The sequence below is a fragment of the Halomonas caseinilytica genome (assembly GCF_001662285.1).
Taxonomy (GTDB): Bacteria; Pseudomonadota; Gammaproteobacteria; order Pseudomonadales; family Halomonadaceae; genus Halomonas; species Halomonas caseinilytica.
The window spans coordinates 633,891-646,181 of sequence record NZ_BDEO01000001.1; the positions used below are offsets into that span (position 1 = coordinate 633,891).

At 62.5% G+C, this 12,291-nt stretch carries 10 protein-coding genes; 8 read left to right on the top strand and 2 right to left on the bottom strand.

The features are described from left to right. Positions 1-54 precede the first annotated feature (54 nt). The 3 genes from HSDC_RS02700 to HSDC_RS02710 are packed head-to-tail and all read left to right on the top strand — an operon-like array spanning position 55 to position 4,003. Positions 55-1,530, top strand: a complete 1,476-nt coding sequence (locus tag HSDC_RS02700; RefSeq protein WP_064698369.1) for a mannitol dehydrogenase family protein — start codon at positions 55-57, stop codon at positions 1,528-1,530. A gap of 11 nt (positions 1,531-1,541) precedes the next feature. Continuing rightward, positions 1,542-3,026 (top strand): xylulokinase, encoded by a 1,485-nt coding sequence (xylB, locus tag HSDC_RS02705; RefSeq protein ID WP_064698370.1) that lies wholly within the window; start codon positions 1,542-1,544, stop codon positions 3,024-3,026. Between the two features lie 26 nt (positions 3,027-3,052). Then, positions 3,053-4,003: a transaldolase gene (locus HSDC_RS02710; protein ID WP_064698371.1), complete on the top strand. Its 951-nt coding sequence runs from the start codon at positions 3,053-3,055 to the stop codon at positions 4,001-4,003. A 33-nt stretch (positions 4,004-4,036) separates the two neighbouring features. Here HSDC_RS02710 and HSDC_RS02715 read toward each other — a convergent pair whose 3' ends face one another. Further along, on the bottom strand, positions 4,037-4,240 hold the full coding sequence (locus HSDC_RS02715; RefSeq protein WP_064698372.1) for a hypothetical protein: 204 nt from the start codon (positions 4,238-4,240) through the stop codon (positions 4,037-4,039). A 205-nt stretch (positions 4,241-4,445) separates the two neighbouring features. Between HSDC_RS02715 and HSDC_RS02720 the strand changes: the two genes are divergently transcribed. The 5 genes from HSDC_RS02720 (at position 4,446) to HSDC_RS02740 (ending at position 10,064) form a co-directional block, all read left to right on the top strand. After that, the gene (locus HSDC_RS02720) at positions 4,446-5,507 is read left to right on the top strand and encodes an HlyD family secretion protein (RefSeq protein ID WP_064698373.1); all 1,062 of its coding nucleotides are present in this window, start codon (positions 4,446-4,448) and stop codon (positions 5,505-5,507) included. Further along, complete coding sequence (locus tag HSDC_RS02725) at positions 5,497-6,642, top strand: DUF2955 domain-containing protein (protein ID WP_082919920.1); 1,146 nt, start codon at positions 5,497-5,499, stop codon at positions 6,640-6,642. The genes HSDC_RS02720 and HSDC_RS02725 overlap by 11 nt, the downstream gene beginning before the upstream one ends. Before the next feature lie 340 nt (positions 6,643-6,982). After that, positions 6,983-7,288 (top strand): hypothetical protein, encoded by a 306-nt coding sequence (locus HSDC_RS02730; protein ID WP_064698374.1) that lies wholly within the window; start codon positions 6,983-6,985, stop codon positions 7,286-7,288. Positions 7,289-7,462: 174 nt separating this feature from the next. Then, positions 7,463-8,887, top strand: a complete 1,425-nt coding sequence (locus HSDC_RS02735; protein ID WP_064698375.1) for a DUF1800 domain-containing protein — start codon at positions 7,463-7,465, stop codon at positions 8,885-8,887. A 34-nt stretch (positions 8,888-8,921) separates the two neighbouring features. Then, positions 8,922-10,064 carry a DUF1501 domain-containing protein gene (locus HSDC_RS02740; RefSeq protein WP_064698376.1) on the top strand — a complete coding sequence of 381 codons (1,143 nt, stop codon included), beginning with the start codon at positions 8,922-8,924 and terminating at the stop codon, positions 10,062-10,064. A 1,084-nt stretch (positions 10,065-11,148) separates the two neighbouring features. Here HSDC_RS02740 and HSDC_RS02745 read toward each other — a convergent pair. After that, positions 11,149-12,099, bottom strand: coding sequence for a cupin domain-containing protein (locus HSDC_RS02745; RefSeq protein ID WP_064698377.1), 951 nt, complete (start codon positions 12,097-12,099; stop codon positions 11,149-11,151). Positions 12,100-12,291: the final 192 nt, after the last annotated feature.

The window sequence follows — 12,291 nt, forward strand, 5'->3', positions numbered from 1 at the left end:
ACACGACACCATTCCGCACACGACACCATCGCCACGCGTGGCAGGAGACGCTTCATGACTCGACTCAACAACGCCAACCTGGACCGGCTGGGATGCGAGGTCGCTACACCGGGCTATGCGCGTGGCGCTGTGACTCCCGGTATTGTGCACATTGGCGTGGGAGGTTTTCATCGCGCGCATCAGGCGATGTATCTGGATACGCTGATGCAACGCGGCGAGGCGCTGGACTGGGGCATCATCGGCGTCGGCGTGATGCCCGGTGACCGCCGCATGCAGCAGAGCCTGGCCGCTCAGGATCACCTGTATACCCTGGTGGTGAAACATCCTGACGGCAGTCTCGAGCCCAGGGTGATCGGCTCGATGATCGACTATCGGTTCGCGCCGGACGATCCGGAGGCCGTGATCGAGGCCATGGCCGATCCGGCCATTCGCATCGTCTCGCTGACGGTGACCGAAGGAGGCTACAACATTCACCCGGCGAGCGGCGAGTTCAACCTCGATGATCCCGACGTGTGCCATGACCTGGCCGAGCCTGGCTTGCCCCGGACCTCGTTCGGCCTGGTGGTCGAGGCCCTTGCCCGGCGGCGGCAGCGCGGGGTAGTGCCGTTCACGGTGATGTCCTGCGACAACATCCAGAGCAACGGCGATCTCGCCCGGCGCATGTTCGGGACCTTTGCCCGGGCACGCGATGCCGAACTCGGAGCCTGGGTAGCGTCCGAGGTCCCGTTTCCCAACGCCATGGTCGATCGCATCACGCCGGTAACCACGCCTGCTGATATCGACGAACTCGAGCAACGCTTCGGCGTCGAGGATGCCTGGCCGGTGGTCTGCGAGCCATTCACCCAGTGGGTGCTGGAAGATCGCTTCGCGGCGGGGCGGCCGGCGCTCGACCATGCCGGCGTGCAACTGGTCGAGGATGTCGAGCCCTATGAACTGATGAAGCTGCGCCTGCTCAACGCCAGCCATCAGGCGCTGTGCTATTTCGGTTATCTTGCCGGATACCGATATGCCCACGAGGTCTGTCGCGATCCGTTGTTCGTCGACTTCCTGATGGATTACATGGTGAAGGAGGCCTCGCCGACGCTGGCTCCCTTGCCTGGTGTCGACCTGGCGAGGTACCGGCGGGGCCTGATCGAGCGTTTCGCCAATCCCGAGATCAAGGACACCCTCGCGCGCCTGTGTGCCGAGAGTTCCGATCGTATCCCCAAGTGGCTGCTGCCGGTCATTCGCGACCAGCTTGCCAGGGGTGGCGAGATGCATCGAGCGGCGGCAGTGGTGGCCAGTTGGGCACGCTATGCCGAGGGGACGGACGAAGACGGCGAGCCCATCGAGGTCGTCGATCGTCTCAAGGGGGAATTGATGGCGGTGGCCGCGGGGAATCGCGAACGACCGACGGCCTTCATCGAACAGCACGCGTTGTTCGGCGACATGGCCAGCCAGGCGCGTTTCCGCGAGGCCTACCGGGCCGCGCTGGAGAGCCTGCATGAGCGGGGCGCACGGGCTACCCTTGAGACGCTGGTTCGAGCTTGAGGGGAGGTGGAATGTATATCGGTGTGGATTGCGGTACCCAGAGCACCAAGGTCGTGGTGGTGGACACGGAGGCCGGGCGCCTGCTCGGCGAGGCGAGCCGTCCCCATCGACTCGAGGAAGGGGACAACGGGCGCCGCGAGCAACACCCGGCGGACTGGATTGCCGCTTTTCGCGGTGCGTTCCAGGCTGCCGTGGCCGAGGCGCGTATCGATGCCCGTGACATTCGCGCCATCGGGGTTTCCGGACAGCAGCATGGCATGGTGGCGCTGGATGAAGCCGGCGAACCGCTGTATCCGGCCAAGCTGTGGTGTGACACCGAGACATCCGGCCAGAATGACGCCCTGATCGAGCGGCTCGGCGGAGACGCCGGCTGTCTGGACAAGCTCGGCCTGGTGCTGCAGACCGGCTATACCGCATCCAAGGTAGCCTGGCTGCGTGAAACCCGGCCGGAGATCTATCAGCGCATCGCCACCTTGCTGCTGCCCCACGACTATCTCAACTACTGGCTCACCGGCGAGCGGGTGGCCGAGGCGGGGGACGCCTCGGGGACCGGCTATTTCGATACGCATCGTCGTTGCTGGCGGCGCGATGTCTTCGCCGAGATAGCCCCCGAGCTCGATGCCGAGCGGGTGCTGCCGCGTTTGATCGCGTCCGACGAGCCGGCCGGTGTGGTGCGTTCGGCGCTGGCTCGCGAACTGGGACTCGCCGAGGGCGTCCTGGTGGCCAGTGGTGGGGGCGACAACATGCTCGGCGCCATCGGCACCGGCAATATCGCGCCGGGCCTGGTGACCCTGAGCCTGGGGACATCCGGCACGGTGTGTGCCTATTCCGAGGAACCCGTGCCCGTCGGGGACGCCATGGTGGCCAATTTCTGTGCCAGCAGTGGTGGCTGGCTGCCGTTGATCTGCACCATGAACGTGACCTCGGCGACCAATCGGGTGCGCGAGCTTTTCGGCCTCGATCTGGTGGGATTCAATGATCAGCTCGACCGAGCACCCATCGGAGCCGGTGGCGTGACGACCTTGCCGTTCTTCAACGGCGAACGGGTGCCGCCGTTACCCCAGGCCTCGGCCAGCTTCCTGGGACTGACCAGTGTCAATACCACGCCGGCCAACCTTTGTCGGGCGGTGGTCGAGAGCGCCACCTTCGGCATGCGCTATGGCCTCGAGCGGCTTAGCAAGCTGGCGTCGGGGGCCAGCCAGATCCGGCTGATCGGTGGCGGTGCCCGGAGTTCCGTGTGGCGGCAGATCGTCGCCGACGTGACGGGCACGCCAGTGGTCTGCCCGCAGATCACTGATGCGGCGGCACTGGGCGCGGCGCTGCAGGCGGCGTGGTGCGACCGTCGACGGACGATGCGTCTGGCATCACTGTGCGAGCGGCTGGTCCACCTCGACCCGATGGCGGCCGCCGAACCACGGCCGGCGAACGTAGAGGCCTATCATCAGGCGTATGGTCGTTACCGTGAGGCGCTGCAACGACACCACGGCATTCCCTGATTTCGACACGCCAAAGGAGGATCGACATGACCTCGCGACTCGATGCCCTGAAAGCACACTCCCTGGTGGTGGCCGATACCGGCGACCTGGAAGCGATTCGTCGCTACCGTCCCTATGATGCCACCACCAACCCCTCCTTGCTGCTCAAGGCATTCGACATGGATGCCTACCAGCCGTTGATCGACGCGGAACTGGCGGCTATCGAAGGCAGCGGTGATGCCGCGGTGGAGCGGGCCGTGGATCGACTCGCCGTCGCCAAGGGCTGCGAGATTGCCAGACTGATCCCTGGTCGCGTTTCCACCGAGGTGCCCGCTGCGTTGTCCTTCGATACCGAGGCGAGCATTCGCAAGGCGCATGAATTGATCGAAGCCTACGATGAGCGTGGCGTGGGCCGTGAGCGCATCCTGATCAAGCTGGCCTCGACCTGGGAAGGCATTCGTGCCGCCGAGCGCCTGGAGCGGGAGGGCATCAACTGCAACCTGACCTTGCTGTTCAGCGATGCTCAGGCACGGGCCTGCTTCGATGCCGGCGTGACGCTCGTCTCGCCCTTCGTGGGGCGTGTCACCGACTGGTACAAGCAGTCGACCGGGCGGGACTATGGTCCCGAGGAGGATCCTGGCGTGCGTTTCGTGCGCGGTGTCTGCCGTCGCGTGGTGGAAGGAGGCTTCGATACCGTGGTGATGGGTGCGAGCTTTCGTACTGTCGACCAGGTACTGGCGTTGGCCGGCTGTCCGCGCCTGACCATCTCGCCGGCGTTGCTCGAGGAACTGGCCTCGAGCGAGGGGGAAGTGGCTCCGGCGGTCTCGATGGACGGCGAGGCTGGTGCCCGCCCGACGCCGATCGATGAGCCGAGGTTTCGCTGGGAGCACAATGCCGACGCCATGGCCAACGACAAGCTGGCCGAGGGCATTCGCCGGTTCGCCGAGGATCACGATGCCCTGGCCAGGCGCATCGCCGAGCGGCTGGGCGCTGCGTGACACCTGTCCTGTCGGACGCCGGCTGGCCTCCTTTCAGCGCTCGTCGGGGATCTCGCCGGGCACGCGGTAGCGCGGGGCTTCCTGCTGGCGCTGCTGTTCGGTCTTGGTCTCGTTCTCGGCGGGCACACCCCATACCGTCTCGCGGCTGCCGTCCGGCCAGGAGTAAGTGGTGCAGCCGCTCAGCAGTATGGTGGCCAGTGTGACCGGGGCGAGCAATGGGCGTTTCGTGAGTCTCATGAAGGTCTCCTGGAGGCGGTTTGGCGGTCGAGCGCATCTATCGCCGATCTTAATGGACACTGGCCCTGGCGAATACTGCCCAGGGAAGCCGATATCGATAACGAAGATGTTTTTAGCAAACTAATAATCCTGCTAATATTGCCGCCCTTCGAGCCGCTGGCAATGCCAGCCGGCCAGGGTAGCAAGTATTTACAGGAATCCATCGATGTCTCCAGATCAGCGTTTCGCGCGCTGGGTCCGCGCCGCGATCGTGGCCTTCTGCGTGCTGTTCATTTACTTCGTGCTTGCCGATACCTACATGCCGATGACACCTCAGGCCAGGGTATTGCGCCCGGTGGTGCAGGTTGCCCCCGAGGTGGACGGCCGCGTCAAGGCGGTCGCCGTGGAGAACAATCAGCATGTCGAGCAGGGCGATGTACTGTTCGGGATCGATCGCGAACCCTATGAGCTGGCGCTGCATGAGGCGCGCCTGGCACGGGAAGCGGTCAACCGGGACAATACCTTGATCGAGGCCGATCTGGCCGAGGCCCGAGCCAATCTCGAGTCGGCCCGGTCGACCGCCGATGAGCTGAAATCCGAACGTCGGCGGGCCGAGTCGCTGCTCGAGCGTCAAGGCATCTCACGCCAGCGCTTCGACCAGATCGCTGCCGACGAACGTGAAGCCCGTGCCGCGGTGGAAGCGGCGCGGGCGCGTATCCGCTATCTCACGGTGAAACTCGGCGAGAGCGGAGACGGCAACCTGCAGTTGCGTCAAGCGGATAATGATATCGAGCAGGCCGAGCTCGATCTCTCCCGGACACTGGTGCGCGCTGAACGGGCCGGTGTGGTGTCCAATCTACAGTTGCGGGAGGGCGACTATGTCACCCGGGGTCAGCCGGTGCTGGCGCTTGTGGGGAATCGGCTCGACCTGGTTGCCGATCTCCGCGAGAAGAGCCTTCGCCATGTGCGGGAAGGCGAGCCGGCGCGGGTCGTGTTCGATGCCTTGCCGGGCGAGGTCTTTGCGGCACGGGTAGTGTCCAGGGAAGCGGGGGTGCGAGCCGGTCAGATCATGGCCGATGGCAACCTGGCGGATATTCCCACCACCGATCGCTGGGTACGCGATGCCCAGCGGGTTCGCCTGCATCTCGAGGTGGAAGATCCTCCTCATCCCTTGCCGGTCAGCGGTGCCCGGGCCACGGTACAGCTGTTGCCCGAGGCCAATCCTCTGGCGAGCCTGTTCGGTGGCCTGCAGGTCCACCTGATGTCCTGGTTGCACTATGTCTACTGAGCCGCGACCGAATTCGACGCTTGCGGGCCTCGGCCATGGCGTACGGCGCCTGCTGGCGCGTTCGCTGGGGCTGGTGATGCCGCATCGGGGCGACGGGCCCGGGATCGAGCCTGGCGAGTCGCGCTTTGCTGTCAACGATCTTCGCCAGTCCCTGCGCATTGCCTTTGGCGCGAGCATCGGTTTTATGATCAGCCATTTGATGGACTGGAACTACGGGGTGTTCTTCACCGTCTTTCCGATGTTCATGCTTGGCATCATCCCGGCGTTCAATGCGCACGTGGTGCGCCAGTTCCTCGGCAATGCCTGTCTCAATGTCGTCGAGGTGAGCTTGGTGGTCGGGCTGACGCAGCACATGCCTGTGGTCATGACCGGGATCGTGTTTCTGCTGTTCTATGCACGCTTCAGGCTGATGGCGAAAGGGCCGCTGTTCGTGTTCGGTGCCAACGGGGTCTTGACTCTGAGCGTGCTGATGCACTTCGCCAGCTATCCGACGCTGGACCTTGCCGACCTGCTGGCCAGCAATCTGGTGGCTAGCGTGCTGGCCGTGATCATCGCCGCCGTGATGTATTGGGTGTTTCCCGATGTCGAGCCGCGTGCGCGGCCCTCGGCGGTCGAGAAGTCGGCGTCTCTGGTGCGCCACCAGACATTGATCGGGGCCATCACGGCGACGCTGTCCTTCGTGGTGTTCCAGACGCTCGATCTACGGGACTCGCTGTCGGCGCAGATGGCCACCATCCTGATCCTGTTCTCGCTGGGCTATCATGGCGCGCGGGTTTCCGCCGTCAAGCGTGCCATTGGCACCTTGCTGGGCTGTAACCTGGCGATCATCCTGCAACTGTTGCTGTTCACCCAGAGCGATCACCTGCTGCTGGTGCTGGTCAGTTATTGGATCGGCCTGATGCTCTTCGCCCGGGTGCACCTGCTCGAGGGCGGAGGCTCGGGAGTCGGCTTCGGCGGGATGACGACGCTGGGCATTCTCTATGGCCAGTATCTGGGGCCCAATCAGGACTTTTTCTACGATGCCCTGTACCGCTTCAGCTCGATGTGCGTGGCGCTGGTCGTCACGCTGGCGGTGATGGCGGTGCTGCATCGGCTGCTGAATGCATCGGCACTGACCCGGGCGCATGCCGACTGAGAGCGGAGCTCGACGGGATGACGGCGTAGCCCTGGGCATCGGCTGGCGTGGCGAGCCTGATGGCTGAAAGCTCTTCTTCTGCAGGTAGCGATGCCCGATGGCTTGCCGCCATGCCAGCGAAGACGGCTGGGCCAGCACTGATCCAGCGTCTTCTGCCTATATACAGCAAGTCGTCGCCGAACGACTCGACATACTATCCATTGACGGGCGTTCGGAAGGCCGAGATGCCGGGCGAGGCGTCGAGCTGCATGCCGGCAACTGGCCGTTCGGCCAGTTGCTCGTGAACGGCGTTGTCGGGGCGTGGTCACGAGGGCAGCGAAGGGAGAAAAAGGAGTTCGCCATGGACATGACACTCGTCGAACACATGTGGATCGCCGTCGCCGTGCAGATTGGACTGGCAGGTATTCTCGGGCTCAGGGGCGCGGGAGTGGCGGCCGTGATGGTGTTTCTCGGCCGGGAAATCGCCCAGAACGAATATGAGGCCTTGCGGCTGCCCGAGTTCGCCGACATGAACCTGGCGACCTTGCCCTGGTGGGCAGGCCTGCGGCATGGCTGGGCCCTGGGATCGGTGCTGGATGTTGCCGCTCCGGCACTGGCCTGCTGCCTGGTGGCCCTGCTGTGGCATGCATGGCAGCGATGGCGATAGGCGGTTGCCGAGTACGCCGGTCGTCATGCTCGAGGATCGAGCCCGAATGACGCTCGCCCTGTCTGTCCCAGGAGTCGATGAAAGGCTCGATGAACAGGCTCACTGTCGCGTCGAGAAATGAACTCTCGTGGGCAGGTGGGACCTAATGCGCCAGATGGGCAGAAGGAATCTTGCATGGACAATGGCCTCAGCCGCGCCGCCGTGGCGGCCAACCGCTTCGGGCTCGGTGCCGGACCGGGGGAGCTGCAAGAGATAGCGCATGATCCCAAGGGATGGGTCCTGGCACAGCTGGAAGCGCCGGAGCCCCTTGGCGAGCCGCTGCAGGGGCTTGCGGGAAGCTCGGAGTATCTGGAGCGGTTGATAGAGTACCGTCGTGATCGTCGCGCCGCTCGGCGGCAGCAGGCCCGGGAGAAGGGCGAACAGGTTGCCTTGCCGACGTTCGGCGAACGTTTCAATGGCGATATTTTGCGCGAAGTGCAGTTGCGGGCTCGGCAGCAATGTGCCACCACCTCTCCGGTACATGAGCGGCTGGTCATGTTCTGGAGCAATCATTTCACCGTTTCGGCCGAGAAGCAGAGCGTACGATTGCTGGCCGGCGCCTTTGAACGCGAGGCGATTCGACCGCACATCGGTGAAGATTTCGCCACCTTGCTGCTCGGTGCCGAGCAGCATCCCGCCATGTTGATGTATCTGGATAACGCGGGATCCATCGGCCCGGGGTCGCGCATGGGCAGATGGCGCAACCAGCGTGCAGAAAAGGGGCGTGGCAAGCCAGTCGGTATCAATGAAAACCTGGCACGCGAAGCCATGGAGCTTCATGGCCTCGGCGTGGATGGCGGATATCGCCAGCAGGATGTTCTGGAGCTGGCACGCGCATTGACGGGGTGGCGTACCCGCCTCCAGGTTCCGGATAACAGCAAGGCCCGGCCACTGACGTCGCATGGCAGTGTGTTTCAGCGGCGTGCCCATGAGCCGGGCAGTCGCAGACTGCTGGGCGAGACGTTCAGCCAGCGCCATGCTGCCCAGGGGCGCGCCATGCTGAGTTTCCTGGCCGACCAGCCAGCGGCGGCGACGCATGTTGCCGCGGCGCTCGCCCGGCATTATGTCGCCGATGATCCGCCGAGCGACTTGGTGGAGCACCTGGCCAGAACCTATCGACAGCACAAGGGGCAATTGTTGCCCGTGTACCGAGCCTTGTTCACTCACGAACTGGCTTGGCAGGAAACGCCTCGCAAGTTCCGCCGCCCCGATGAATACCTGATGGCGTTGCACCGTGCCCTGGGCCAGTTGCCTGCGGTTAAGGGCGCGCGCTGGAAACGTGAGTTGCGTCTGCTCGGGCAGCCGTCCTTTCGTCCGGGCTCGCCCGCTGGATGGGGAGACACCGCCGATGACTGGATTGGTGCCGACGCGCTATGGAAACGCTTGTTGATCGCTCGGCGTCATGCCAAGCGGCTTGCTCGAATGCGTGACCCCATGGAATTGGCGCAGGACAGCCTCGGCCCGCAACTGCGTGAGTCGACGGCCGTTGCCATCAGCCAGGCCGACCGTCGCCAGGGAGCGGCGATCGTACTGGCGAGCCCGGAATTTCAGTGGCGCTGAGCGGCGCTTCTTTCACGTCACAGGGAGACGGCTTATGTTGACTCGGCGTCAATTCCTTTCTCACCTGGCCGGCGGGTGCAGTCTGCTGCTCTGGCCCGGTGCGATGACGCTTGCCGATGGCGTCGACCAGCCCCAGCGGTTGCTCGTGGTTCTGCTGCGCGGGGCGATGGATGGCCTGGCCGCGGTACCCAGTCTTGGCGAGCCGCGCTTCGCGTCCTTGCGCGGTGAGCTGGCGCTTCCCCGGGAGGCAACGCGTCAGTTGGACGACACCTTTGCCCTGCATCCCTCCCTGGCATTCTGTCACCGGCTGTTTCAGCGCCAGGAGTTCGCCGTGGTGCATGCCTGTGGCCTGCCCTACAGGGGGCGTTCGCATTTCGATGCGCAGAATTGCCTGGAGAATGGCAGTGATGGGCCGGATGGCAGTCGTACTGGTTGGCTCAACCGTGCGGTGGGGGAGTTGCAGGGCATGGAGGGATTGAGCATCGCCTCGGCACAGCCACTGATGGTGCGCGGCGATGCGCCTTTCATGACATGGTCGCCCACCCCCGGCAAGCAGGGACCCGACGCGCTGGCCAGGTATGTTGCTGATCTCTATCGAGAAGATGAAAGATTGTCCGAGCCCTTCGAACAGGCACTCGCCTCGCAGCAGATCGTGCCTGATGGCAGTGGTGGTGGCGGAGGGCAACTGGCTGGTGTCATGCAGGCTGCGGGACGCTTTCTGTCGGCCGAGAACGCGCCTCGAGTTGCCATGGTCCAGGATGGCGGCTGGGATACCCATGCACGGCAGAATGCGGTGTTGAAGCGCAAGCTGAAGGGGCTGGATGTCGGCATGAAACGACTGCAGGCCTCACTGGGAAGCCATTGGCGGCATACCGCCGTGGTCGTGGTTACCGAATTCGGTCGGACCGTGGGGATCAACGGTACACGGGGCACGGACCATGGCACGGCCAGCAGTGTCTTGTTGGCTGGTGGGGCCGTGCGGGGAGGCAGGGTGCATGGCGAGTGGCCCGGACTGTCACGGTTACGGGACAACCGCGACTTGATCGCTGCCCAGGACATGCGCAGCGTATTGAAGGGCGTGCTGCGCGATCACCTGCATCTCGATGCCCAGGCATTGGATACTCGTGTCTTCCCGGACAGCCGCGATGCCCGACCACTGAACGGGCTCATTGGATAGCGCGTCGACTCGTTGGCTTTCCCCGAGTGCTGGTTTGCCGGCTTGTTGCGGTCATGCCGGGTGTACTGCGTTCGGGTAACAGGAAGACGCCTGCACTTTCCTGCGGGGCAGCATTGCAAGGTCGGCATCAGTCGGCCGTCCTGACAAAGGGAGGCGACGTGTCGACCGAATCTGCTGTGCCTTGCATGAGTCCGTGAGCGACTTTCCTGATTCATCCCGAGATCAGGCGTGCTCCAGGAGGCACTTGGAAGCGCAGCTCATGGCAAGGTCCGGGAGGCGGCTGTTGGCCCGCCGGGCGGTTCGGGTACCAGATTCGGCACTCTCCAGGTGGTGGCATGTGGCCCTGGGGCACCGACGAGCCTGAACGATGGTAGCCGTCGCCATGTCCTCCATAGTCTCCACCGTATGCCACGCAACCTGCCAAGCTTCCGACCAATCCGATGGTGGCTGCGACTCTTGCGATCCTCATCATTGCGACCTTTGCATGGGGTTGCCCCTTACCATAGCAAGAGACGTGCTGTTGTTTCGGGGAAGGACATTTCACGAGATACCTCCAGGTGTCGCCGTTTTGCCACAGGGCAGGGCCGGTGCGGCTTGCTACCATAGGGATATCATTCCTTTTTCGGAGATCCTCATGCGTATACTGACACTATTGCTCGGTACGGTTGTGGTGGCTGGGTTGGCGGGCTGCAGCTACCAGCCTGCTCGCCTTACTCCTGAACCTCTTATAGAGATTGGCGATGGAGGGCATCACCATGATCGTGGGCATCGCGGTCGTGGGGGCGATTTCTGCCCGCCGGGTCTGGCCAAGCAGGGGCGCTGCTGACGCCCGACGCCTCGTTTCGACTCGGTAGCGGTAGCTGCTTGTGTTCGGCACCTTCACACGCAGTCGGTCGAGCTGTACTGAACATGCCACATGGTAGCCTGCCGTGGCAGACGATGTTCGAGGCTGTGGGCACCACAGCATGCGGTGCCCTGGAGCTGGCACCGCCTCCTAGGGATGGTGCCTTTCACGATGCCGTTCTCCTGACTTTTTCAGGAGCCGGCATCGGGTCATATCCATGCCACAAAGCTGACACTCCGCTTAGGAGAGTTCAGTTTCTGCCAGGACACGACGCAAGACAGACCACGATAGGTCGGAGTGAGTCTTGAACTTGTCCTTTGTCTTGTCTTTTTCCTTTATGTAGTCGAAGGCGTTTCGAGTGTGGGAGATTTTTTTCTCGTTATCGTCGTGATGCTCTTCATGATCATGAGGCATCATGGGCGTCTCGTCTTCATTGAGGTAAACATGGAAGCTGGCGCCAAACTCCTCGGTAGAGTTCATGAACCTAGGTCCAGTTTTACCCTCACCTCCATTTAGCGGGCAATAGACCCGGTGAACAGGGTAGGTGTCTTTCGATAGCCATGCACATTGCCCAGGGTTCAGGGTGGTAAGTCCGAGCTTTTTGGCGTTCCAGTCTAAAGAATCGTACAACATGACATCCAGCTGGCCAGCAAGGCAGAAGACAATGCCGGTCGTTTCCCCGTGAGAGTGAATAGGCGAGTAATGTTGGGCAGGCCAGATCTCAAGCACTACTGGGGAACCAACGTCACCCTTGTCCTTGTGAGGAGGTTTTTGCGTATGGCCATCAGCCTCGGCAAGGTAGTCGTACTGACTTTTCCCTGTGCAGGCTACGCGTATATAGGGTGGATGGCTCGGGTCGGCTTTGGCTTTCAAGTGTAAAATCTTGCGTAGCAGGCCGTACTTACCGTGGTGATGCTTGAAGGGAGAGAGGTGCTTGCGCATTGCCGCAACCTCCCAAGGTGATAGGCGCATGTTTTCCGCTTTGCGTGCCATGTCCATGACCACAGGAGGAATCATTAATTGCTGGACATATTCATCGAAGAACGATGCTTGGCTGATTACCGGTGAGGGAATGGCCTTCGCGGCCTTCTGGCGGAGCTCCCGATCTTCTTCCTTGGTGATATGAAACGGGTATTCTTTCTCACAAGCTTCATGTTCATGGTCTTCTTTTATATGCTTTGAATTTGTCATTTCGTTCCTCTCTATGCTTGTTGGCGAGTTGTTGAGTTATTGCTTGAAGGTGTTAGTAGGTTTGGAGGTTTTGTTGGTCTCCATAAAGATGGTTGGTGATAGAGTTGGGGATTGTTTTTGTTCCTGGTTGATCTTGTGTTTTTTGTTGGTTTTTCGTCAACAATCTATTGAAAGGAAATGTGTTTTTATGTT